At 38.3% G+C, this 22,352-nt stretch carries 26 protein-coding genes; 4 read left to right on the forward strand and 22 right to left on the reverse strand.

Translation table 11 applies throughout. From position 1 onward, the window contains the following. Window positions 1–401: 401 nt before the first annotated feature. The 3 genes from ddp1 (BM100_RS19680) to ddp1 (BM100_RS19690) are packed head-to-tail and all read left to right on the forward strand — an operon-like array spanning window position 402 to window position 2,496. Window positions 402–971, forward strand: coding sequence for a DNA distortion polypeptide 1 (ddp1, locus tag BM100_RS19680; RefSeq protein WP_020803314.1), 570 nt, complete (start codon window positions 402–404; stop codon window positions 969–971). Further along, window positions 961–2,130, forward strand: a complete 1,170-nt coding sequence (gene mobP1, locus BM100_RS19685; protein WP_012368899.1) for a MobP1 family relaxase — start codon at window positions 961–963, stop codon at window positions 2,128–2,130. Before ddp1 (BM100_RS19680) ends, mobP1 begins: the two co-directional genes overlap by 11 nt. Before the next feature lie 9 nt (window positions 2,131–2,139). Then, a complete protein-coding gene (gene ddp1 / locus BM100_RS19690) occupies window positions 2,140–2,496 on the forward strand; it encodes a DNA distortion polypeptide 3 (protein ID WP_012368898.1) in 357 nt (118 codons plus the stop codon). Here the strand turns inward: ddp1 (BM100_RS19690) and BM100_RS19695 are convergent. From BM100_RS19695 to BM100_RS19705, 3 genes are all read right to left on the reverse strand, one after another. Next, the gene (locus BM100_RS19695; RefSeq protein WP_012368897.1) at window positions 2,473–3,000 is read right to left on the reverse strand and encodes a restriction endonuclease; all 528 of its coding nucleotides are present in this window, start codon (window positions 2,998–3,000) and stop codon (window positions 2,473–2,475) included. The genes ddp1 (BM100_RS19690) and BM100_RS19695 overlap by 24 nt on opposite strands. 69 nt (window positions 3,001–3,069) lie before the next feature. Next, window positions 3,070–3,348: a hypothetical protein gene (locus BM100_RS19700; protein ID WP_012368896.1), complete on the reverse strand. Its 279-nt coding sequence runs from the start codon at window positions 3,346–3,348 to the stop codon at window positions 3,070–3,072. 73 nt (window positions 3,349–3,421) lie between these two features. Further along, window positions 3,422–4,084: a nucleotide-binding protein gene (locus BM100_RS19705; protein WP_012368895.1), complete on the reverse strand. Its 663-nt coding sequence runs from the start codon at window positions 4,082–4,084 to the stop codon at window positions 3,422–3,424. 937 nt (window positions 4,085–5,021) lie between these two features. On the opposite strand from BM100_RS19705, the gene BM100_RS19710 reads away from it, so the two are divergent. Then, window positions 5,022–5,168: a Hok/Gef family protein gene (locus BM100_RS19710; protein WP_012368889.1), complete on the forward strand. Its 147-nt coding sequence runs from the start codon at window positions 5,022–5,024 to the stop codon at window positions 5,166–5,168. Between the two features lie 71 nt (window positions 5,169–5,239). Here the strand turns inward: BM100_RS19710 and BM100_RS19715 are convergent, their stop codons facing one another. The 19 genes from BM100_RS19715 to BM100_RS19805 all read right to left on the reverse strand — a co-directional run bounded on the left by BM100_RS19715 (window position 5,240) and on the right by BM100_RS19805 (window position 22,344). Then, complete coding sequence (locus tag BM100_RS19715) at window positions 5,240–6,199, reverse strand: DUF6685 family protein (protein WP_092514098.1); 960 nt, start codon at window positions 6,197–6,199, stop codon at window positions 5,240–5,242. Continuing rightward, window positions 6,174–6,773: a DUF459 domain-containing protein gene (locus BM100_RS19720; protein WP_244590726.1), complete on the reverse strand. Its 600-nt coding sequence runs from the start codon at window positions 6,771–6,773 to the stop codon at window positions 6,174–6,176. The genes BM100_RS19715 and BM100_RS19720 overlap by 26 nt, the downstream gene beginning before the upstream one ends. After that, window positions 6,751–7,227 (reverse strand): H-NS histone family protein, encoded by a 477-nt coding sequence (locus BM100_RS19725; RefSeq protein WP_072503063.1) that lies wholly within the window; start codon window positions 7,225–7,227, stop codon window positions 6,751–6,753. Before BM100_RS19725 ends, BM100_RS19720 begins: the two co-directional genes overlap by 23 nt. Window positions 7,228–7,242: 15 nt before the next feature. Next, the gene (locus BM100_RS19730; RefSeq protein WP_072503062.1) at window positions 7,243–7,449 is read right to left on the reverse strand and encodes an Hha/YmoA family nucleoid-associated regulatory protein; all 207 of its coding nucleotides are present in this window, start codon (window positions 7,447–7,449) and stop codon (window positions 7,243–7,245) included. Window positions 7,450–7,462: 13 nt separating this feature from the next. Then, complete coding sequence (locus tag BM100_RS19735; protein WP_092514100.1) at window positions 7,463–9,607, reverse strand: type IA DNA topoisomerase; 2,145 nt, start codon at window positions 9,605–9,607, stop codon at window positions 7,463–7,465. A 3-nt stretch (window positions 9,608–9,610) separates the two neighbouring features. Beyond that, window positions 9,611–10,237 (reverse strand): hypothetical protein, encoded by a 627-nt coding sequence (locus BM100_RS19740; RefSeq protein ID WP_139217010.1) that lies wholly within the window; start codon window positions 10,235–10,237, stop codon window positions 9,611–9,613. A gap of 7 nt (window positions 10,238–10,244) precedes the next feature. Beyond that, window positions 10,245–10,523, reverse strand: a complete 279-nt coding sequence (locus BM100_RS19745; RefSeq protein ID WP_072503059.1) for a hypothetical protein — start codon at window positions 10,521–10,523, stop codon at window positions 10,245–10,247. 67 nt (window positions 10,524–10,590) lie between these two features. Continuing rightward, window positions 10,591–11,142: a TrbM/KikA/MpfK family conjugal transfer protein gene (locus BM100_RS19750; RefSeq protein WP_092514104.1), complete on the reverse strand. Its 552-nt coding sequence runs from the start codon at window positions 11,140–11,142 to the stop codon at window positions 10,591–10,593. Between the two features lies 1 nt (window position 11,143). Beyond that, window positions 11,144–11,533: a cag pathogenicity island Cag12 family protein gene (locus BM100_RS19755; protein WP_034782322.1), complete on the reverse strand. Its 390-nt coding sequence runs from the start codon at window positions 11,531–11,533 to the stop codon at window positions 11,144–11,146. Further along, window positions 11,511–13,385 carry a type IV secretory system conjugative DNA transfer family protein gene (locus BM100_RS19760; RefSeq protein ID WP_092514106.1) on the reverse strand — a complete coding sequence of 625 codons (1,875 nt, stop codon included), beginning with the start codon at window positions 13,383–13,385 and terminating at the stop codon, window positions 11,511–11,513. The genes BM100_RS19755 and BM100_RS19760 overlap by 23 nt, the downstream gene beginning before the upstream one ends. Window positions 13,386–13,387: 2 nt before the next feature. Further along, the gene (gene virB11, locus BM100_RS19765; RefSeq protein WP_012368876.1) at window positions 13,388–14,422 is read right to left on the reverse strand and encodes a P-type DNA transfer ATPase VirB11; all 1,035 of its coding nucleotides are present in this window, start codon (window positions 14,420–14,422) and stop codon (window positions 13,388–13,390) included. Beyond that, on the reverse strand, window positions 14,419–15,621 hold the full coding sequence (virB10, locus tag BM100_RS19770) for a VirB10/TraB/TrbI family type IV secretion system protein (protein ID WP_092514108.1): 1,203 nt from the start codon (window positions 15,619–15,621) through the stop codon (window positions 14,419–14,421). Before virB10 ends, virB11 begins: the two co-directional genes overlap by 4 nt. Beyond that, window positions 15,614–16,537, reverse strand: a complete 924-nt coding sequence (locus BM100_RS19775; protein ID WP_012368874.1) for a TrbG/VirB9 family P-type conjugative transfer protein — start codon at window positions 16,535–16,537, stop codon at window positions 15,614–15,616. Before BM100_RS19775 ends, virB10 begins: the two co-directional genes overlap by 8 nt. Window positions 16,538–16,539: 2 nt before the next feature. Continuing rightward, window positions 16,540–17,247 (reverse strand): VirB8 family type IV secretion system protein, encoded by a 708-nt coding sequence (locus tag BM100_RS19780; RefSeq protein ID WP_012368873.1) that lies wholly within the window; start codon window positions 17,245–17,247, stop codon window positions 16,540–16,542. A gap of 1 nt (window position 17,248) precedes the next feature. After that, the gene (locus BM100_RS19785) at window positions 17,249–17,383 is read right to left on the reverse strand and encodes a conjugal transfer protein (protein ID WP_092514110.1); all 135 of its coding nucleotides are present in this window, start codon (window positions 17,381–17,383) and stop codon (window positions 17,249–17,251) included. Between the two features lie 3 nt (window positions 17,384–17,386). Beyond that, on the reverse strand, window positions 17,387–18,544 hold the full coding sequence (locus tag BM100_RS19790; protein WP_092514112.1) for a TrbL/VirB6 family protein: 1,158 nt from the start codon (window positions 18,542–18,544) through the stop codon (window positions 17,387–17,389). Window positions 18,545–18,553: 9 nt separating this feature from the next. After that, window positions 18,554–18,781 carry an EexN family lipoprotein gene (locus tag BM100_RS19795; RefSeq protein ID WP_092514114.1) on the reverse strand — a complete coding sequence of 76 codons (228 nt, stop codon included), beginning with the start codon at window positions 18,779–18,781 and terminating at the stop codon, window positions 18,554–18,556. A 12-nt stretch (window positions 18,782–18,793) separates the two neighbouring features. Beyond that, window positions 18,794–19,558 carry a type IV secretion system protein gene (locus BM100_RS19800; RefSeq protein WP_092514116.1) on the reverse strand — a complete coding sequence of 255 codons (765 nt, stop codon included), beginning with the start codon at window positions 19,556–19,558 and terminating at the stop codon, window positions 18,794–18,796. Between the two features lie 11 nt (window positions 19,559–19,569). Then, a complete protein-coding gene (locus BM100_RS19805; RefSeq protein ID WP_012368868.1) occupies window positions 19,570–22,344 on the reverse strand; it encodes a VirB4 family type IV secretion/conjugal transfer ATPase in 2,775 nt (924 codons plus the stop codon). Window positions 22,345–22,352: the final 8 nt, after the last annotated feature.

A 22,352-nucleotide genomic window follows, 5' to 3' on the forward strand; every position in this document is an offset into this window, starting at 1 on the left:
GGGGGGACGTATCGGGAAACGCAAGACCCGCGCTTGCGCCCCCTGAACAGCCGCCGTTGCCGTTAACGGGCTGACCGCCACGCCAGAGCCGGACGGTCGCAGACAAAAGAAAGAATCAGCAATCTATTTTATAAAAATTTCACGGGTTCTATGAAGCCTCTTGTACCACCTTATTACGCATTATCCGTAACGGTATAATCAGTTTATAGTCATGTTAGCTATGTTTGAACCGCCATTTTTACCCTGAAATTCTTTCCTTTGCTTATGTTTAGTGCTTAAATCTAGATAGGTGACGATGGTAAGGATTTTAAATACGATGCAGGATAGGCAACGCACCGTTAAAATGCTAGCATTTTACGATTTGTTGCCGTTGACCTACAGTCGGTTTTTGGGGGGGTAATATGAAGCAAATTAATTTCAGAATAACTGACGAAGAATATGTTTTTTTTGAGAAAAAAATAAAGGAAAACTTTGATATTTCTTTGCCTATGTTTTTTAAAAAAGTAGGTTTAAGTGTTCTGAATAAGGATTCGGAAATCAAAAAAATAAAAACCAGCCTGTATGATGAATTAGGGCTTGAATCCTATTACATGAATAATAAAATAACATTATATATCAATGATGAATTATATCATGGTCTAAAAGAAAATGCAGAAAAACATGGGTGGTCACTATCCAAAGAAATCAGGTTTAGACTAAAACATACAATGAATAATGACCTTGATTTTTTTGATCAGGAGTTAAAGATTATGCGAGATTATAATAACCAATTAAAACGTGTTGGACGCAATATTAATATGATACTACGGCGGGATGATGGGAAGATTTTAGAGAAAGAAGAATTTAGGCAAGATATAGTTAATTTGCAAAAAAATATCAATGAAATGCAAAGAGAGCTAGAGGGTTACATCAAAAAGTGTAAAGGAAGATCACTTTCTCAGCATGTCAGCGTGGTAGATTATGGGTGTTAATATAGAAAAAGAGTATTTAGTTAAACGTAGTCGATCTGCTAAAGGGCAATCGCTGAAAAAATCCATTCAGGCGGGAAAGTCAGCATTTGCTCATAAAGCGAAAAAGGGGGGTAAGTTATACGGAAGCAGGGTAAGAGAGCAAATAGGTAAACACGGTCGAAGTAAAGAAGTTATGGTAAAAATCACTGGCTCGGCACAAATAAAACAGGGCATTAAAAATAGTGTCAACTATATATCTCGTGAAGATACATTGTTGTTAACTGATGATGAGGGAAATAAAATTGATGCAGTAGATGCTAAAGATTATTTAATTCAGTGTGATGATGATGATACTTATGACTCAAGAACAAGTAAACAGCCAGCAATCACAAAAAATATTATTTTTTCACCTCCGGCATCTGCACAGGTAAGTCAGGAGGATGCACTTGAATCAGTCAGAAAAACATTATCTGAAAAATACCCCGACAATAAATTTGTAATGGTTTACCATGATGATAAAAAAGATCATCCTCATGTTCATGTCATTCTCAGAACTGATAATGATGATACAGGAAAAAAAATAAATATTCGTAAAAAAGATTTACGAGAACTACGCGAGGGATTTTGTGAACAACTAAAACTAAAGGGTTATGATGTAAAAGCCACACATAAACAAATTCCTGATTTTAAAAATAAGCTGAAAGAGGAAGATGCAGCAGCACCAAGACGGCAAAAAAATGTAAGGGAGGTAGTAGATTTTGGGCGCGCCCCGTATCAGTTTAAAGAGGGTAACAAACCACAAAACTATCTTACTGTGAAAACACTTAATGGCAAAGAATATACTGTGTGGGGTAAAGAACTTGGAGAGCTTGCAGAAAGAGAAAAAATTCAAAAAGGCTCACTAATTAAACTCAAAAAATCCGGTTCAGAAGAAGTAAAAGTACCAAGATTAGATAAAAACGGGGAGCAGGCTGGTTGGCTAACTACCCAACGTAACAACTGGCAATTGGAAAATATCGGGCAAAAAGGCATAGACAGAACACAAAAAATTGGAACAGAAAAACAAACGGACGTAACTGAACAGTTGAAACGCCAGCAGGAGCAGCAGCGTAGATTTAAGCTTCAAGCGGCAGAAATGATCAAGAAAGAACAAAAACTCAAAATAGGGTTGAAATTTTAAGGAGGGAGTATGTATAAAAAAATTGAGTTTTTAAATAAAAACCAAATTGAAACGGTCAATATTATCAGAAGTGAAGTGCAGGATCGCTATTGGATATTGAACAAAATAAGATTAAGTGAGTTTCTGTATTCAGTAAAAGAATATGGTACGCCAGAATTTTACGATGATTTTAAAAGAATTAATCAAATTACGCTTCCGTGTGTAATTTTTGATACTCATGAAAATACATTAACCGCTGCTATTTTTTTTGAGAGTGAACCCGCCGCTGAGGAAGTTTTGAAAGGTGCGGGGGTAACGTACATTATGATTAATCAAACTAAAGATGCTTTAACACATCCGGAATTACTCCGGTTTTACCGTGAGTAGCTGAATCAATTTTTTACCACTGATGAGTATAAGACGCTTTGAATTATTCATGTTTTTTAGTAATTCAGGACGGGTTTTTCCTGTGTGACAAAAAATTCCTTTGCATTGATTTTTTTCACACAAAGATTCAAAATCGTAAACGTGCTGTAACGAAATAAATCCACGATAACGCTTTGCCTGAATAAGTAATGTTTCGCCGTGCATAATTACCTTTCCATCAACTCCACCGTCACCTGTGTACCTTTTATTTCTGATAACCTGATAGCCTCGTTGTTCAAAGGCTTCTAATAATAGTTCTTCAAAAACAAACGGATCTATTTTTCTTAAATAGGCTATTTTTTGACTAAATTCATGAATGCCAGAAAGCCGTTCTAAAACGGCTTTTGCGCTCTTTTGTTTTCGTTTATGTCGCCGTTGTCGGGCGGTGTTTTTATACCAAAACGAAATAATTAGTATTGTGAAAAAGAAAATCCAGCAAATAATTTTAATATTTGTAGGCATCATTAAAACCTGTTAGCTAGTAACTTTCATTTATTCCAGCACCAAAATAAAAAATAACCACTAACATTGTAGTTACCTCATTACCTCTATTAAAAACTTAGCCTTATCGCTAGGTGATAGCGATTCAAAGGCAAGCAGTGAAGCCCGTAAAATGTTAATACGTTTCTTGCCTAGTCCGTTAGTCAGCCTGTCTAATCGTTCTAAGGTATCTTCATCCATGCGAAAACCTACCATGATAGATTCTGTTTTCTTTGTCGGTTTTTTATCACCTTGGGCGATAAAATCATTAACCGTCTTACTTTCTGACTGTTCAATTGCTGGCGCGTGTTTTTTTAATTTATTTATATCCATAATCTAATCCACCTCAATACTGAGTTAATCATTGATTAATCATATCTGATTAATCAATGATTTTCAATGTTTTTTAGCTATCCTGAACAGAATCAATGAGTTCAGCGAATAAAAGCTCTAATTGTGCTTTTGCTGACCCTACATTTTTTCCTTTAAGCTCATGCACTCCCAGCCCTTCATTTATGGCTTTTTCAAAAGCCTTTAAGTTTGATATGCGTGTTTTGAATGGAGATAAAAGCAGGGGATCATCATTAAGATATTGTGTGATTTTTACTGCATCATTACTAAATGGTGAAGTAGGGCAACGATTAAGTAAAGCAAAGGCTTTTAGTTTTGTGTTTTCCTTTTTAGCTTCGTTCACAATGGATGATAATTTATTCAGTGTAACAACTTCCAACATGGATGTTGGGCTTACTGGAGCTATAAATACATCTGCAACAAGTAATGCACTGCGAAGTTCAACGCTATCATGTCCGGCAGTGTCTACCAATATTACATCTGTTACCCCGTGCAATTTGTTAATTTCTTTATGTGTATTGCTTCCGTAACAAGTCATAATTGGGATATCAGGAACGGGCTGTTCTCGTCGTAAACTTTGCCATGTATTCAAATCTTCGTTTTTGTCTGTTCGCACTAATGCGACAGACGCAGTTTTTTGTTGCAACATTACTGCTGAGTTTGCCGTAATTGTGGTTTTTCCTACACCACCTTTATCTGATCCAAAAACTATAATCATTTTCCTACCCCTCATTTATGTTTATGATTGATTAATCAAGGATTAACAACAGTGATTAATCAATGAATATCATATAACGATAATCTTTGATTAACCATAGCAAGATAATCAAAGATTATCAATAGTGATTAATCAAAAGATAACAAAACAAGTTAATCTTTGACTAATCACGCATGTAACTCTACTTATCAAGCGTTGGGTGAAAAAAAGCGGTGAAGTTTAATTTTGTTAAAATGTTTCTTAATTGTTTCAATTTTAACAAAAAACAAACAATGGAATTTTGGCGGTTTTAATAACAGAAATCTTCCTGTTTTAGTGGGTAGGGTGGTTGCGTGACAAGGTAACAGTGATTTTCGGTGTTAAAGTCACGCATTTAACATATTGTACCTTACGCGCCCCTCGTTTTTTGATTAGCTTAATTTTTTGAGTACAGTTGCTGTGGCTAAAGCATGTTTCATGCAAGACATATGAATGTTGTAACTAAAGGTTCCTAATCTTATTCAAAAAATCTGGAACGGTCGCAACCAATCAGGAAGATGGCCATCGCCATTGAGCGATTGCCGGCGATTCTATGAATCGTTGTTTTACAGTAAGTTAGTTTTTTTTCAGTGTAAAAAATATCAGTGAGTATTTTTGAATGAGACAAAAAGACGTTGTGCTACGTGAATTTTAGCGTAATGGCAGGGGGATTAGTGGTCAGATTTCACGTAAATGCACCAGATTAATCAGTTATGGCGCGTCATAGTGCCAATTGCGTGCTGTTTTGTTCAACTTTTGGTAATCTTTCTGCGGGTGCTTGATCCTGTCCGGTTCAAGCATTTAGTGAGAGCCAGATAGAAGAAAGCCCCGATAAGGTTATTTATTACCATAATCGAGGCTGCAATTCTCTACTTAGCACTAGAAATTGTGCCTCCTAATAAGTTAGGAATCAAGGAAAATGACCAAGTACGCCCTGATAGGGCTGATTGCCGTTTGTTTAACGGTACTGTGTTTCTCTCTGTTAATGCGCGATAGACTCTGTTCTATCAGTGTGAATAGTGGGAATACAGTAGTTCAGGCAACACTTTCTTACGAAGAACGGTGATGCCTAGCGGGGGAGCATTCCCCCGCATTTTCTTTTTCTGTGTTTAGTTTAGGTTTCAAGCACCCTTTCTATTAAAAAATAGAATTTGGATTTGGCATTTTCAGATAACGAAGTTCATGCAAATAAGGTTTTGTATGATATTCATTTGGTAATCTAAAATAGTTCGGCAGATTGATTATTTTTTTCTGGTCATGTGCTTTATTAATCCAGTTATTAAATAATTCTGAATCTATTTTTAATGACTCTTTAGGAATAAAGATAATCATTAAGTTCTGATAATAATGTACGGGTTTCAGAATTGAAATATGCGTACTGATTAGCTCTGTTATTACATTAATAAATTTATCACTTTCCGATAGGGATTTGTGATTGCTATCATTATTAATGATGAAAGAATAGTATTCATTGTCCAGCATTCGTATATAATAACTATTAAGAGAAACCTTTTCTAAAATAGTTTCTCTTGTGTATTTAATTTTATCTCTGATTGATTGATACACTACCAATGCGGCATGATGAGAACCACCTGTATTAGGGGCAACAAACCTATTTAACCATTCGTAATATATGACATTAATAGGTCTGCACTTTCTGAACCCCTCAGATTCAATGTGCGCGATATTTCGTTTCCAATCATCTTCATTTTCCGCTTTCATTCTTTCGTCGGGATACATTGCGCGCCCCCAACTATACAAATCATAAAACCAGCTACCGTTTATAGCGCCATCATGAATGCCGCCAAAACTTTTAGATGCTGTTAATGACTGTATTTTATTAAAATCAAAAAAATAGTCTGTAGTTTTCTCAATACGGCACAAATTAGTAATTATATCTTTAATTTCTGTAGGAAAACCCCCGATCATATAATTCTTAAAAAGCTCATCCCATCTCAAAATAGTATTTGAATCCGCCGTGGGTTTATATAGCTCAACTTTACCTAAATTAACATTATTTAGCTGATCAATGACATAATTGTCCGTTGTCTTATATATAAATGCAATAATGCTATCTGTTATTTTCTTTATCGACATTAATTAAGCCCCTTATTACATTGTCAGCCCCATTTTCTGTTATATGAATACCATCACTGGTTCTTACTTTTATCCCATTAATAGATTCTGTATATTGATACCCGAGTGATAAACGAGTATCTATTGTTTTTATCTTATTTTGTCTTGCTGCTTGCCTGATAGCTTCACGTGTATTTGATAATAATTTATTTTTTTGTATATTTTTCAGAGTCGGCGGGAGCATCCAAATAATATTACTATTTTCTTTTTTGATAGCACGGATAAATGCAGAAACTTTATTCTGATAATCAGGAATTTCTGATTTTTGAATAAAATCATTCGTTCCCAAAACAATATAAACCGTATCATAACGGGAAAAATCTATGTGTTGTAAATAATTTTGCCAGTGGAGAATTTTTGTTGATTTTAATCCCGTACTTTCCAAAAATTTAGCATCAACGGGGGCAATCTTTTTGTAACTCATAGCGAGTTCATAGGTTAAAGAATCACCAATAAATAAAGGTTTGCACTGCCCTATAAAAGGCAGTGCAAAAAGAAAAGAGAGTGCAATCTTAAAGCGGAGAATTTTCTTCATTGCGAAGTTCAGGCTGGATCAAAAATTCGTCTAATTCATGCCCTTTTTCCAAAAGCTTTTGTAACCCTTTTTTTGGTCGTCCTATACCAGTCCATGTATCAGCCTTTCCTGTGTCAGGATCAGTGAAACGATACTTAGCCGGAGCGGTGCTGGCTTTTCTTTTTTTCTTACGTTTTGGCTCTGTATCAAAGACAGAGACATTAATAGTTTCCGGATCAAGTCCGAGTTCTTCTAAATATTTGAGAGCTTTCAGGCGTTTTTCTTCCTGTTCTGAAAGTTCCAGTCTGCGAAGTTCTTCTTCTTCACGTTTTTCACTGATGATAGTTAACAGTTTATTAGAAACATCTTCCAGCCAATCAAATGATTGGGTGTTAGCAAAGCGTCTTAAAGCTGTCAAACCGGAAAGATTTTTAACAACAATCTCGATTTCTTCTTCTCTTTTTAAATCTGCCATAGGGCGTATTCCTCATTATTTGACATATTTCCAGACAGAAACAGGGACATTATCATACAGGGTTCTCATGGTGATTTCAGCTTTACGGTGATCGACTGCCATCATAAAAACCATTATTTCTTTTGTAGTCAACCGTTCTGCTATCTGTTCTGTTACTTTATCCAGCGTTTCTAACGTGTTGCACCGTCTTAACTGGTGCAACCACTCTTGCTTCGTTTTCATTTTATATCATAAATCATTTTTTAACTTCCCGTGGTTTAAATTTAAATGAAATTTTCCCTGTTTTTTTATCTTCCAGTTTTAACTGCGCTTCAAACTTACCATTTTTTCCGGTAAATCCTTTGATAAAACTGGTCATTCCTTTTTCGTATAATGTTTCAATCTGTTTAGCAGATAGTTCTTTTGACGCAATTATTTTCCAGAATTTCCATCCGCAATTTTTTTCACACACAACTAATTTTGCTTTTTCTGTCACGCCAGAGTTACAACACGGGCAAGGAAAAGATAAAAATTGCAGTGACGATTTATCTGTGACTTTAACTGCTGTTTGTGTCAGTAGTTCTTCAATATCCGCATACAATGCATCAATAAAATTATCTACTGATAAGTCACCTGATTCAATATCATTTTGCTTTTCTGACCAGAAAGCCGTCATATCCGGCTGAATAACCTTTTTCGGTAATGACTGGAAAAAATCCAGTCCGGCTTGTGTCGGAATGAGCTTTTGTTTTTCTATAATAATAAAGCCTCTTTTCACCAGTAACGGCACAAAACTTGCGCGGGTTGCTTGTGTACCAATCCCTCTCTGTCCTTTCTTTTTTCCCGCATCTTTGGCTTTCAGCAAAGCTTTAATTTGTGGATCGGTAACAAAGTTAACAATATTGTCCATTGCATTAAGCAACGTTGCTTCGGTAAACAGCGGTTGCGGTTTAGTTTTGTTATTTTTGTACGTAGCCTGTTCACATCTGACAGCTTCACCAGTACGGAGTTTTTTCAGTATATCAAAATCACCGGATTCTTCGTCATTTTGTCCCGAATCGTCGCTTTCTTCTGCTGAAAAGGCACTAAACCCTTTGTCCGTGATATTTACTGCGCGGGTACTGAATGATTCAAGCCCGATTTTTAAAACAACAGAGGCTTCCTGATAGCGTTTATTCGGCATGAATTGGATCAGATAACGTTCAACGATTATCTGGTAAACAATTTTTTCCTGTTCACTTAGCTGAGTTAAATCCGGAACCGCCGTTGTCGGAATAATGGCGGTATGAGCCGTGACGTTCTCACTGTTGAATGCCTTACTTTTTCGCTGGCTGTCAACATTTGGTTGATTAGGAAACGATTTTTTCAGAGCCTCAAGGATCTGAGGAGCCTCAGCAAACTGCTCATCAGAAAGATACGAACAATCAGAACGGTTATAGGTGATACATTTGTATTTTTCCCGCAGATCCTGTGTGATTTTCAGCGTTTTATCAGCAGATAACTTGTGCTTTTTATTGAGGATTTGCTGTAATTCAGACAGATTAAACGGCAATGGCGGAGTGGTTTCTTTCTCATCAACGGCTGCACTGACAATTTCAGCATCTTTTCCCGTAAAAGATTGTGTAAGCCGCTTTGCATAATCCTCACTGTTCAGGCGTTTCTTCTCATCCTGTGGTGCATTTTCGCTGACTTTCCAGTTAGCGGCAAAACGCCCCGCAGTTTCATGCAAAAATTGCCCCTGAATGGTCTGATACAGACTTTCTTTATGGTTGGTAAAGTCAAGGTATCGCTGGCAAATTAAACCCAGTACAGGCGTTTGTACGCGACCAACAGAAAGGACACCCTTATATCCGTTTTCACGGGCATCGATAGTACAGGCGCGGGTCATGCTCATTCCGAAAATAGCATCACCTACACTACGGGCTAATGCCTTATTAAACATCCCCCTGAATTTTTTGTGATTATTATCTTGTGGTGAAGATAATGCTTTTTTAACAGCAGCGGGGGTGTTGTCGTTGATTAAAACCCGCTGAACCGGTTTTGTATTACCCGCATAAATTAAAATCTCATCGACCAGAAGCTGACCTTCATCATCAGGATCGCCAACATGACAGATAGAATCTGCCTTTTCGATTAAATCAACCACAATTTTAACCTGTGCGGCGGTTTCGACTTTCGGTTCATACTTAACCGGAAACATTTTCAGCGGTAAATCACTTTTCGTCCAGTTCTTATAATCCGGATTATAGGCTTCGGGTTCGGCACTTTTAATAATGTGTCCGACACACCATGTAACACAATCATGCCCACACTGAAAATATCCATCTTTGCGAACAGCACTTCCCAGAGCATTGGCAATATCTTTACCAACGGCGGGTTTTTCTGCGATAAACAGTCTCATTTTTCATCCCTCATTCTGAATTTCCTGAATTACACCTAAAGAAAATGCCGCATCCACAATCGCCGCCAGTTGATGTGTGGGTGCATATTCACTGTAATCCATCCGGACGGGTTTTGGTTTCCCCTCTGCCAGATAAGCGCGGGTTTTTCTTTCTATCAAATCACTGTCCAGCCAGATACCCATAAACAGCGGAACGCTGTTAGCAGAAAAATATCGTTGCTTTTCCTCTTTTGGCATTTTTTTTACAAGCCACATAAGATAACGACAAACCAGCGCAAAAGATTTAACCGTATCATGGCAGTCAATAAACTCAATAACACCGCCTTTCAGTATTTTAAACTTCCCCGATGTCATTACAAATGCCCGTGCCGGTTTAGTCGGAAACGTCCATGTACCAAAAAAAGAATAAAACCCGCGTTCTTTTTCTATCCATGCTTCCGCCACATAGCATGGTTCATCATCACTGACAGGCATAAGCACACTATTTTCCTCACCGGAAATGAGTTGAGTGTATTTTCCGAGAATAAAAGTATCACCGACTTTCATATCTCTGACTGAACGCTGAAAATAAAGCGGCATCCGGCAGTAACGCATAAAATCGTAAACTGTTTTTATTGAACTGATTTTCATAACGGATTCACTCATCATCATAAGTTATGAAGAAAATTTCTTCATCAAGGCGAAAATCAACAAAATCTTTATCTTTTTCATTGAGTTGATTATAAGTAGCAGAATGCTTTTTAGCCATTTTTACTAAATCACCACTATTAGCAATAAATTCAGTTTCATACTGATTGATTTCACGCATAACTTTGAAGTATTCAGTATTAGGATGATAAAAAGCATTTTCACCGGATTCTGTTTCTTCCTGTTTAATCCAGTCTGCCAGATTTACCCTAAACATTTCAGTTTCCATATTGATTTCCACATTAATTTATTGGAATCAGCGGTAATTAATCATACCGCTGATATTAGTTACCGAATTAATCAACCCATTGTCCGCCCTGATTATTCCAACCAGCCACAGATTCTTTCTTAACCCATTCCATTTTTCCCTGATAATGCAGGCTACTATCTAAATCAGTCCATTCATGATTAACGTAAGCACGGCAATAGTTAGGAAGTTCATTTTTTATGCGATAGTACGTTTCATACCAACAATCTTCTTCCTTTCCCCGACTGCGGCACTTTTGCTCTTTCTTTTCTTCATACAGAAATTTATTAAGGTAAGCAGCATCACAACGCCCTGCGCCATTAGCAATAGCATTGACTAGGTCAGGCATTCCTTTTTCTTCTGCCGCAGGGCATAATTTAAGGAAATTTTTTCTGGCTTTGATCGTGTCTGACCACTTTTTTTTATGAATACCAAAATAACGTGATAGTGACGGGGAGCATTCGCCAGGGCGAGTACCCGATGAAAGACATAAAATAGCCTCACAGGAAAGACGAACATCTCCCGTTAACACCTCTGGTTCAGCCTGACTTAATGCAGGAGTTAACAGCAAGGGTAATAAGATAAATAAAAATTTATTCATTTTATTTCTCCAGATAAAGTGTTGTTGTACACATGACACATGGTTTATTACTGCGATATTCAATCACACCCTCTGCGCCGTTTTTTCGAAGCCACGCTTTTGCATTAAAAAAGTCTGTAGATCCGGTTGTTTCAACAACCACTCTTTTAGAATGAGCAATCGCATAAAAAACATCATCATGATAAAAACGATTTTCAGGAATAAAATTCCTGATTTTCCGTGACCAATTTCCGATAGTTTTGTCACTTTTTATGACTTTGTCTGTAGGCGACCAATTCATGAGTTGTGTATTCATCACATCCCCTTTTTCATCCCAATCAACTTTCGGGGCTTCCGGCGGGGATGAACATGCGCCAAGCAGAAAAATACTAAGCAATAATATTTTTTTCATTATTTAATACCTCTGATTCAAGTTCACCCAGTGATAACATCATTTCTTTATCGGGGTAACGCAAACCTTTAACCCCAATAACCTTGTCTTTTTTATTAAGTTTCTTTACTGCCTCTTTCAGTTTAGGACTGACTTCAAGCAATCTGTCCATAAAATACGGATCAGAAAAATAAAGTGCCTTTTCTGCCTTAACCGGATTTTCCCCTTTCAGAATGATGAATTCCTCCTTGAAATCAAGAGTGCTTAATTCCTGTGGTAACACCAACGCCCTTTTTGTTTCACTATGAGATTCGCTCTTTGAATCTCTGCGTCCTTTACTTTGACTTTCGCTTTTAGATTTTGTTGTTATATAACCTAATTTATCCGATATCTGATTAGCATCATCCTGTTCACTGACAGCATAAATAACTCTGCAAGGATGAGCACTTAACAATGTTTTCGCCCCCTCGATGCCGTAAATTTCGTTTAACTGGCTTATGTTTTGATAGATAGTTAATAATTTAAGGTTAAATCCTGCGATATAACCCGAACCTTTTTTGATAATAGGCATATATCCGATAGACGGAAATTCGTCTAACATCAATAAACAAGGATGTTTTAGTGTCGGATCAAAATCGGGATTTTCCCGTAACGTCACCTCAACGACGAAATTAAAAAATAAATTCAGAAAATCATAAGCTATCCCTAGATCTTCTGCATTAATACCGACATAAATAGTTATTTTTTCACGGCGTAATTGCCGTAAATCAAAGTCGCTGCGGTCAGTACAGGCTCGAACAGTAGGCAGATAAAACAGGCTCATTTTTTTACGGAATGAACCATCGATACTCGAACGTTGTTCATCCTCCGTTAAATGATACTCTTTTAATTTAGTTAACCCATCCTTTAAATGGTAAAGCATCAGGCTATCTAACGGTAAACTCAATAATTCTTCACTTTCATCAATTACAAATTGTCTATCAATACTGCCATACAGATCTACAACCGAGCCGATAGAAAAAACAGGACTTTTAACCTTAAACTGATTTAAATAATTTTTTTCTGGATATTTTTTATCCAGATAAATAAAAACATACAATAATTTTGTCAAACCAGTAAAATATTGACCTGCCAGATTATTGAAATGCGCCTCTGCCCCCGTTGAACCATAGGACGGAAATAAAATCTCAACCAGTTTCAGTAAATCTTTTGCACCGCTTTCTTTGGCTAATTCAATGTAGTCAAAAAAGTTAATGCCGTGCGTTTTACTGTTGAATGGATCAATTAAATAGACACTATGTCCTAGTAATATTTCTCTCACTTTACTGGTAATTTTCCAACATTCCTGTTTAGGGTCTAAAATAATCAAAGAATGCAACCATACAAGCAGATTTGGAATACCAATAGCAGCCCCTTTCCCCGCTCTTGTTCCTGCTCCAAGTGAAACAAAATCAGGGGCGGTATACCAGAGGTATTTTCCTTTATATTTTCCGACTAAAATTCCTTTTTCGTTTTCCTTTTCCCATTTCAATAATTTTGATTTTTTCAAATCATCATCACTGGCAAATTTCGCATCCCCATACAGCGAGGAATTTTCGTTTTTATTCATCAGGAAAATAATCAATACAGGTGCGATTAAACTGACAGCAAACCCAACCCCTAATGCTGTCACGCCGGATAACCATAATTTAGATGTGAACTCACTTTGTGTTAAAATAACCCCTAATACACCTGAGTCATACTTATTAAAAAGGAATTTAATGTTATATCCATTTAAAAAATAGACCGCAACACTCCCCGCATAATAAGAGATTAACCCCATCAGTCCGACGATAAATAGCCATTGTTTTTTATCCGGCAAGGTCAGTTTCATTATCAGTCCCTTAATTCGTTAAAATACTGCTCTTTATGAATATCTTTAAAGTAAATTCCTGTCGCATACCTTTTATCAAATTCGTCCAAATATTTAATGCTCAGTATTACATCAATATTATTTAGCACCTTTCGGAGCAGGACGTTATACGGTAAATTGTGGCACTCCGGATTTTGCTGACAACGTTCTATCATTCCGGAAACAGCATACATCGGTGTATCTTCATGCAATGTAGTAATCCCTCCTGCATGCCCCGAACTGTTCCCTTTTAAAAAATCCCAAGCTTCCGCCCCCCTGACTTCGGTCATTAAAATACGGTCTGGATTCATGCGATAACAGGCACGTAACAGCATAGCTGGCGTTATGATGCTGTTTTTTCCGCCCTCAGACGGGTAAAACAGCCTGACATGATTGTCATGAAACCGCAGCTTTACCTCCGGAGTATCTTCAATAGAAATGACTCGCAGATGATTCGGGATATATTCCAGCAAGGAGTTTCCAAAAGTAGTTTTCCCGCTGCCGGTTCCTCCGCAAAATGCAATGGTTTTTCCCTGTTTCAGGCATTCAGGAATAAAGGTTTCAATATCACCGGAATTGTATAAATCAGTTAACTTCTTCGTGGCAGGACTGATGATGTTTCCTGCTTGCGTGTCTAATTTTGAATAAAACCCCTGCTCAACAAACATTTCATGGCTGATAAAAATATCGGACGGCTTACGGATAGTGATAGAAATAGTATCTTGTTCCGTTGCCGGAGGAAGAACAACCTGAACCCGCTCTCCTGTCGGTAATGTTGCGGAGAGAATGGGTTTTGTTTCACTGACTGAATCACTGCAAAAATCAGCCAGTGCTGAGGCAAATGATTTACAATCATCATAGCTGATTAATGTATCTTTTTTTATCCATTTACCCTTTACTTTCAGGTACATTTGATTAGGGCGGTTAACTGCAATCTCAGTTAAACCGTCAGTCTGAGTCAGAGCCTCACCAAAGAACTGTGCCGCTATTTCATTAACAATGTGGTTATTGTTACTCATTTGCCTTTACTCATTTTTAACTGGTAAATAGTCGAAAAATCGAGATCTTCCCCTGTAATCAACGTAATAATCTCCCCCTGATTTTTGTACAGCGTAGGCGGAATACCGACACTGTTAGCAAACGCTTCTTTGGCAATATCCGCAAATGCCTGACGGCTGTTAGCGGTATAGTCCGTCTGATTGTCTTTATTGTTTTTAATTGCTCCACTGACTCCCTGAGTAAGATCGGGGATCATTCCAAGCATCATTGCTCCGCTGAATCTGTCCCAAAAATGGGTATCAATCCAGCCATCCGCCCCCATTTCACCTAATGCCCCCGCTGCTGCCGTATCTATCAACGGAATATCAATAAAAGGCTGTTGGCGGGTTCTGAGTTTTGTCGCCATAATGAAAACGCGCCCCTGTCCGTGTTTCAGCGTACCCGCTTTATAAATCAGACTCGCCCGAGTACCTTTATCTATCAGCCGAACATTGCCGTTTGCGCTGTAAATATCCTCAATCACTGTGCAGGTCAGCGAACCACTTAAATCAGACACAAAACGCCTGTCCAACGAGCAGGGAATTGAAGTGTTTTCAGGAATAAACAGATTAGGGTCATACGGCAACACTTTAATCGCGCTCAGTGAACGTTTTTCTGTCTCTGTCGTGGTCGGAACGGTACTGACTGCCGCAGTATCTTCTCCGTTAGTATTTTGATTATTTTGGCTTCCTGTTCCCCCTGAACCAATTCTGACAGCCAGTGAACGGCTGAATGTTGCCGGAGCAGACGGAACATTAACAACCTTTGCGCCTCCGTCTGACGTACTGGCAGAAGCCGACTCAGTCTTATTGTTTTTCGCTTCCGGTGAAACAGATGCTTCTGCCGGATCAAACGCCGTATCTTTATTCAAATCTGTCAGACGGTTGCTTTTCGTCGTATTAATGGTGTCGTCCTGTGTTGTTTTTTCTGATGAAAACATCCCCCGAAGAATATCAGGAAAATTGTAAACAGCCGCACCCGCCAGTAGGATTACAAAAATCCCGCCTAAAAGTAATTTACCTTTAAACGTTTTCTTAAGTGAGTGAATCCCTAAACGAGGTTTCGGCGTTTCCGCAGCATCTTCATCTTCTATATGATTATTCGTGCTGACGTTTTCTCTTACCGCAAGCATTTCATTTTCTAACTCAGCAGCGGTTTTTGGTTTTTGTTCATCAGTCATTTTTTATTTCCTTTTTCACATCAGGGGAAACCGTATCAGAATCAGCTAACCGGACAAGTCCATACCCTTTATTCTCCACACCAACAACCTGATCACCTGAACGTAAAACCCAACGATCATTTGTCTGATGTATAATCACAACGGTATAATCACCTTTCTTTTCAACAGTCGGATTAGTTATTGTTTCCTGCTCACCATACTGAACAAAGACGCTTGGGATTTTTTTGGACGGGTTAAAACCAAAATAAGTAAATCGCCCATCATCATAAGCATAATCCGGTTTAATGTATTCGCTGTTGTTAGCCACGCGCTGATAATATTTCCAGTTTCGCGGAACTTTGGCATTTTCAAATGATTTATTTATTTCATTTATTTCCTGCTTTCTTTTTAATTCCGCAATGCGTTGTTGCTCAAGTTTTTCTTTTTCCTTTCTCACCTCGTTCGGATAACGATAATTTACAACAAACGAAATTTTCTCAGGTTCTTTAAATGTTTTTGCATTTAATTCAACACTGTAATTTCTTTTTGTTGTCACAATAAACAAATTTGTTTTGAATTGATTTAAATCTGACTCCGGATCAAAAACCATTTGTTTTTGTTCTGTTTCACCATCATCATTTACCGCTTCAATGGTTTGTGTCACAGGCGTGACTTTTATGTACACTTTATTTTCTGATGACCTGATGTTCCAGCCCTGCTCAAATCCAACATCGGTTTCCATCACTTTTTCGTCATCGTCGAAAACCAAGACAGAAACATAACCAGCAGCACTATTGATTACGGTTGTATCAGATGGATTATAGCTAATTATCTGATTACGGGGGTCGAACCGACTGCCTGTTGGTTTACTGGCTGCATTTGCATTCATGGCGATAACGAAAACAGACAGGAATAAAGCGATTATATTTTTATTCATTTTTAACCCCTGTTTTCCTTTTCTGTTAAATAACTGGTAACAACAAACCCCAATGGATTGCTGTCTCTTTCTTCCCGTGTCAGGTTGTTTTCAGGAATAAAGCGAAATGTGATTCTTGCAACCCAAAATTCTTCACGTTTAGAACCCGTTAAAACTTCGGTAATTGTCCGTTTGTAACGAACACTGGCAAGCTTATCAGGGTCGTCAGCTTTTGATGAATCCGAAATAATTTTTGATAAAACGTCAACCTTAACCGTTTGTTCACCTTTCCTGTAAATCGTCTGCGGTGCTTGTGGAGATTTAAATATAGCAGTGTATTCATTTCCCACACTGTCACTGCTGTATGACATGACCAGATCATAATCCTGTTGCAAACGAAAATAATTATATCCCTCTCTTGCTTTTAGATAGGTATCAACAAAGAAACGACTTACAGCTTCATTTTCATTTAATGTACTGTTCGTGACTTTTGTCATTTCTTCTGCTCTGCCAGTCTGATTATCAACGGAATAAATATATGTTTCCGTTTCTTTCAGCGGTAAAACAATAATAAGAGCAATCAGACTCAGCACACCAATTAAAGCCCCTAAAATACCCGTTCCTAAGTAAACCCATTTCAGACGTTGTTCTTTTTTATAAATCACATCTTCAAATAACGCTGCATTTTCTATGGCAGTTTCTTTGTTTTTAAAAAATTGAATTTTTTTCATTTCATTTCCCTGCGGTATTCATTACTTCCGGAGTATTAACAGGCTCTAATCCCCCCGACACGGGGGGAACTGTTTTTTGACTGGCACAACCAAACAATCCAATACTGACAATAATCAGAAACAGAAACTTTTTCATGATTCATCCCCCAAACCGTTTTTTATAAATCGCCGCAACCTCTTTTCCGATCCGGCGTGTCGCCTGTCCGGTCACATTCCCTGCTTTACCGGAAAAGCCTTCCGATTTACCAAACCCGCCGGATTGCCCGACAAGTCCCCGTCCCAAACCAGAGCTTGCGTTTTTCCCCATTCGTAAACCGCCTAAAGCCATGCGTCCCATACCAAAACCGCCTGCGGCAAGCCCCATAGCAGCCGCTCCCTGCAATGCGCCCTCAGCCCCGACTCCGGCAATCTGTGAGGCATAGGTTTTTGCCTGCCAGATAACAAACGCCATAAAAATCCCGCCTGCCAGCGCACTCGCACCCATATAAATCAGGTTCTGTTCACTCGCAGTAGCAATGTTGGTCGTCAGTATCGTGTTCAGATACCACGTTCCCGCCCGTAGAGCCAAACCACCGAACAGAAAAATAAGCAGAGCACTGAAAATCATCTGCAACCAACTGTTAAACATCTGGCGTAGAAAACCGAACATCAGACACATAATAAACAGGGGTGCAGTGATGGTAAGTAACATCAGGGTCACTTCCGCCGCAAAGAACGTCAGGGCGGCACACATCAGGGCAACTAACCCGCCTAAATAGGTAAATAATGCGCCAAGTGCCCCCGCCGCAGGTACATAAGTGGACTTGTCTAAATGGTATATTTTGCCTGCTGTTTGCACAGTTTTAACCCAAAGCTGATCCAACCAGACATAAATGTCTCCCCCTGCAAACAGGTTTTTCAGCCCGTAAATGGATGAAATAGACGTGTCCAGCCAGCCGTCCACGTTACGGACAAACAGCAATATCACAGTAAACCTAACAACATTCCAGATAAAATCCTGAACCGGAACGGTTTTTTGCTGTTTTCCCGCAAGGATAGTATAGATATACCAGAGGATATACGCCTGAACTCCGAACTTACCGAGAGAATAGGCGATATCAATAAATTCGCCCATTTTGCCCTGTGTGGACGATTTCAAGATATCGGTAATAATCTCATGGGCAGTCTGAAAAAAGTTGCTGTCATATTGGGCTGGCTGTCCCTCTAGCGGCGGTTTATTTGGCACAACAAAGTTTGCGCTCCCACCGCTGAGTCCGGTTCCCCAATAAGAATCTATTGCATCTTGTGTGGTTGCCATAATTCACCCTTATTTTAAAGAATATCCCCATTTTCTGGCATCTTCATGGGCGTTATATGCCCTGCGAGCATTTTCGCAGTTATCAGAACCCTCCCCTGATTTTTGACATTTCTCATGTACCCGATAAGCATCCTCTTTATTATCCAGATACCACCCATAAGACTTTGTTTCTTCTTTACAACCAGACAAAGTAACCATCCCGATAACCATCACAGCAACAAATAAAGCGTTTTTCATGGCGTTATCCTATTAATTGTTAAAGTCGTTAAACTGCATAGATTTATAGGCTTTACGATAATCAGGAATGGTCACCTGTAATTGTTGGCGTTTAAATTCCGCCTGTACCATTTCCTCTTTATATTTAGAAAGTTGAGCCTGTTTATCGCGATACATTTCATACTGGAATTTCATTTTTTCAAATTTCAGTTGTTCAAGAGCAATCGCATTAGCTGCATCAGCCGTTGATTTTGGATCTGTAGCTGATTTCACCTGATCAATCAGCCCTTTCATTTTCTTATTGTCTTTATTTATATTTTCCTGCAAGTTTTCGCCATAAGCTACACTGGCTAAATCTGATAAAACCCGCGCCTCACATCCTTTAATCAGATCGCCGGAAAACCCTTGTTTCACACACATTTCTCCGACCTTGTATTTATCAAGTAATGCCTGTGCTTTTTCTGACAGAATCCCTGTTGGATTTTCAATATAATTATCGTAGAACGCAGTTCCCTCATTGTAGATATCAGTTAAATCTCCAGCTATCTCCTTTGCATCCTGAATCAAGCCCTGAACATCACGGATACCCGTTTTTGATAGCAGTTCATCCTGATAGGCTTTTAACTCTTTAGTCCACTGAGCAGCCTCTTTAGTCCATTGTGCAGCCGTTTTAACATCTTGTTTCAGACGATCAGCAATTGCTGTAGCATCAACAACCGGAATCCCCGCTGCGAACCCTAAATGAGCTACCCCAAACAATGACAGAGCAACAAATAACGGAAATACTGTTTTTTTCATCTTCCAGCCCCTTAATGTGATATTTTATTGACCTGATTTAAGTACACATCAATCCATTCTTCCGGTTTCATGCCCTCTTGATAAATTTCATCAAAAATCACCATCTGATCACTAGATGCACTTAATATTGGTAAATATTTTGCTGCCTGACCTAAATCGAGTTTTGCAAATGCAGCAAACTCCGTTTTATCGCCTTTGCGTTGTGGGTTTTTGACCACTAAGTGCATACGGGAAAGCGGGTCAATATTTTTAATAATGTCAAAATACAATTCACTGACCTGTAAGCCGTTAACGTAATCCTCACGGGTAGCTTTAGGGTTAGACAAATAAATATGTGTGGCACATTGTTCCCTGACAGCGGCAGCTATTGGCGTTTTAATAAGTTCATCAGGTGATTGAGTAGCAAAAACAAGCACCATATCCAGTTTCCTACCTGTTTTCAGTATGTTATAAATACTTTTTTGCATACTTTCATTAACAAGCCACTGATGAAACTCATCCATATATATTAACAGGCGACGACCATCGGCTAATGATGCAACCTTATAAATAAGGTAGAATGGGATCACCTGTGAGGTGACTTTGTCGTCTAAAAATTCCGTGCCGTCTACCCCAAATACAGATTTCTCATTTATATCAAAAGTTTCATTTTCATTATCGAATACCCAACCAAACTCCCCATCTTTCGCCCATGCATTCAGCCGGACTTTTAATCCCGTTTTTAACGTTGTTCCGTCTCTGTCCTCCATAATTAAAGGAATTAGTTTACTGATACCATATGTACGGTTATCCCGTTGCATTAAGCGTTCTACAGCATCTGAAATTAACTGTAATTGATGATCGTCCAGTTCTCCGCCATTTACAGTACACAAAATTCTTACCAGTTCTTTTAAAAAGGCAATGTTGCGTTTTGTCGGGGCTAACTGAAATGGATTCCAGCCTGTAGGTTCACCACTTTTAATTTTAAAATATTCACCGCCCATAGCTCTTATGGCTACTTCTCCCGCACGGTCTTTATCAAAAAAAACAGTGGTTAGTTTTTTTATTTTCCGGTTATCAGGAAATGAATCAGCCATTCCATATTGTTGTGCAGCTAACGCATGAGCCATCATCAAGACCGTTTTCCCTCCCCCTGATGCGCCTAATATCTCAGTATGAGCCAGCGGCGGGTTCTTACCAAAATCATTAACACCCTCACGGGTCATGTGGTAATTCATGTGGTACACATCATTACCTGATCCTTTAAGAGTGATTAACGCATCGCCCCATGAGTTATTTTTTTCTTTTCCTGAAAAGAAATTATGAAATGATTCCATTTCCACAAAATTCAGGCTGCTTATCATCGACAGGCGAGGACGCAGTGTATAATTAGCAGGTAACTGAGCAAAATAAGCCGCTCCTAAAGATAAACCTGAATATGTCACAACCAATCCTAAATCCTGTAAGATATTTGCAACCATATTGCTATTTTTTATTAATTCTTCCGGTGAATCCGCATAAACTAACAATGAAAAACTGGCATTACCAAATGCAATCAATCCACTGGCTAACATATCAGTTCCCACAATAAGCTGATTTTGTTGTGTGACTGCTGCATCATTAGCAATAACCAATTTATCTAACTGATCATCTAATCTTTTTGTTGATTCTTTTTTCCTTAAAATGGTAAAGCTACTGGTCATAATATATTCCACAGGAACATACATCAGCGCATCAAAAATACCGGATTCGGTATGTTGAAAATAATCCTTTATCTCAATAATACGGAAATAACGCGCATCACTTCCGGCGGATAACTGACCTGAATCACTACCGAAGAAAACATCTTTCCCACCCAATGAATTATAAAATGGGCTATTAGTGATGGCTATTTTTTGCCATTTCCCTGTTAAAAGATACTGGAATAAAGATAGCTGAGAAGAAAACACTCTGTTTTTTTCTTCATACACACCTAAACGAGTTGCATTAAACTGCTCAAGATAGTTATCTAATCTTCCTGTCATATCATTCATGACAGCTATCGATTCTGTTAATATTTTTTTGTTTTGTTTTTCTTTCTCTTTTTTATTTTTGGAAAAAAGAAACGTTAACTTCTCATCTGCCGTTAACGGCTTATAACATAAAGAGATAAAAAGACGATTTTTATAAAAACATTCCTGACTTAAAGAGTCATAGTAATCATTCATTACTCTGTTAGCAAAAGGGACAAGAGAACGGAAGTTCTTTTCTATTTTACTTTTCGTTCTTATCCGGTGAGTATAAAAAGTTACAGCTTTATCCTCAAAACTACGAATGAGCGTATTCAAACGATCTGTTAAACGATCTAGCTCATCCTCAGCCTGACATTCAAAATAAGCCCCGTCAATTTCCCAAGTAGCAATTAAATCCTGCTTACGAGTGCATACCAACTTATCTGTTATATGTGTAGAAAATGGGATCATATCTTCAATCGGGGTTTGGTGATTTAGTTTCATCATTTTTTCCAGTTTTGATATATCGACCTTATCGTATGTGTTTCCTGAATAGTGTACAGCATCATATTTCTGATTACTGACCGGATGACCACTCACTCGATAACGCAAATACAACAAATCAAACACCCGATCATCAATTTCCGTCATTTTTTTAATCAAGAACCAACCGACCGGAATTAAAAAATACATATAATCGCTTGTGTTTGCTGCGATAACGACGACCACCATAATCATGAATAAAAACGGGTACAGCGGTACACCTAAGCCCCGAATTAAAGCGGGGCGGGTTAATCCTTTAAAAACAACACTCATAAATCCGC

The sequence above is a fragment of the Xenorhabdus mauleonii genome, assembly GCF_900113945.1.
In the GTDB taxonomy this organism is placed as follows: Bacteria; Pseudomonadota; Gammaproteobacteria; order Enterobacterales; family Enterobacteriaceae; genus Xenorhabdus; species Xenorhabdus mauleonii.

Excerpts from the sequence above, each read along its gene's own strand:
- ddp1 (WP_020803314.1), top strand. The coding sequence starts at position 402 with ATGAAGCAAATTAATTTCAGAATAACTGACGAAGAATATGTTTTTTTT.
- mobP1 (WP_012368899.1), top strand. The coding sequence starts at position 961 with ATGGGTGTTAATATAGAAAAAGAGTATTTAGTTAAACGTAGTCGATCT.
- ddp1 (WP_012368898.1), top strand. The coding sequence starts at position 2,140 with ATGTATAAAAAAATTGAGTTTTTAAATAAAAACCAAATTGAAACGGTC.
- BM100_RS19695 (WP_012368897.1), bottom strand. The coding sequence starts at position 3,000 with ATGATGCCTACAAATATTAAAATTATTTGCTGGATTTTCTTTTTCACA.
- BM100_RS19700 (WP_012368896.1), bottom strand. The coding sequence starts at position 3,348 with ATGGATATAAATAAATTAAAAAAACACGCGCCAGCAATTGAACAGTCA.
- BM100_RS19705 (WP_012368895.1), bottom strand. The coding sequence starts at position 4,084 with ATGATTATAGTTTTTGGATCAGATAAAGGTGGTGTAGGAAAAACCACA.
- BM100_RS19710 (WP_012368889.1), top strand. The coding sequence starts at position 5,022 with ATGACCAAGTACGCCCTGATAGGGCTGATTGCCGTTTGTTTAACGGTA.
- BM100_RS19715 (WP_092514098.1), bottom strand. The coding sequence starts at position 6,199 with ATGTCGATAAAGAAAATAACAGATAGCATTATTGCATTTATATATAAG.
- BM100_RS19720 (WP_244590726.1), bottom strand. The coding sequence starts at position 6,773 with ATGAAGAAAATTCTCCGCTTTAAGATTGCACTCTCTTTTCTTTTTGCA.
- BM100_RS19725 (WP_072503063.1), bottom strand. The coding sequence starts at position 7,227 with ATGGCAGATTTAAAAAGAGAAGAAGAAATCGAGATTGTTGTTAAAAAT.
- BM100_RS19730 (WP_072503062.1), bottom strand. The coding sequence starts at position 7,449 with ATGAAAACGAAGCAAGAGTGGTTGCACCAGTTAAGACGGTGCAACACG.
- BM100_RS19735 (WP_092514100.1), bottom strand. The coding sequence starts at position 9,607 with ATGAGACTGTTTATCGCAGAAAAACCCGCCGTTGGTAAAGATATTGCC.
- BM100_RS19740 (WP_139217010.1), bottom strand. The coding sequence starts at position 10,237 with ATGAAAATCAGTTCAATAAAAACAGTTTACGATTTTATGCGTTACTGC.
- BM100_RS19745 (WP_072503059.1), bottom strand. The coding sequence starts at position 10,523 with ATGGAAACTGAAATGTTTAGGGTAAATCTGGCAGACTGGATTAAACAG.
- BM100_RS19750 (WP_092514104.1), bottom strand. The coding sequence starts at position 11,142 with ATGAATAAATTTTTATTTATCTTATTACCCTTGCTGTTAACTCCTGCA.
- BM100_RS19755 (WP_034782322.1), bottom strand. The coding sequence starts at position 11,533 with ATGAAAAAAATATTATTGCTTAGTATTTTTCTGCTTGGCGCATGTTCA.
- BM100_RS19760 (WP_092514106.1), bottom strand. The coding sequence starts at position 13,385 with ATGAAACTGACCTTGCCGGATAAAAAACAATGGCTATTTATCGTCGGA.
- virB11 (WP_012368876.1), bottom strand. The coding sequence starts at position 14,422 with ATGAGTAACAATAACCACATTGTTAATGAAATAGCGGCACAGTTCTTT.
- virB10 (WP_092514108.1), bottom strand. The coding sequence starts at position 15,621 with ATGACTGATGAACAAAAACCAAAAACCGCTGCTGAGTTAGAAAATGAA.
- BM100_RS19775 (WP_012368874.1), bottom strand. The coding sequence starts at position 16,537 with ATGAATAAAAATATAATCGCTTTATTCCTGTCTGTTTTCGTTATCGCC.
- BM100_RS19780 (WP_012368873.1), bottom strand. The coding sequence starts at position 17,247 with ATGAAAAAAATTCAATTTTTTAAAAACAAAGAAACTGCCATAGAAAAT.
- BM100_RS19785 (WP_092514110.1), bottom strand. The coding sequence starts at position 17,383 with ATGAAAAAGTTTCTGTTTCTGATTATTGTCAGTATTGGATTGTTTGGT.
- BM100_RS19790 (WP_092514112.1), bottom strand. The coding sequence starts at position 18,544 with ATGGCAACCACACAAGATGCAATAGATTCTTATTGGGGAACCGGACTC.
- BM100_RS19795 (WP_092514114.1), bottom strand. The coding sequence starts at position 18,781 with ATGAAAAACGCTTTATTTGTTGCTGTGATGGTTATCGGGATGGTTACT.
- BM100_RS19800 (WP_092514116.1), bottom strand. The coding sequence starts at position 19,558 with ATGAAAAAAACAGTATTTCCGTTATTTGTTGCTCTGTCATTGTTTGGG.
- BM100_RS19805 (WP_012368868.1), bottom strand. The coding sequence starts at position 22,344 with ATGAGTGTTGTTTTTAAAGGATTAACCCGCCCCGCTTTAATTCGGGGC.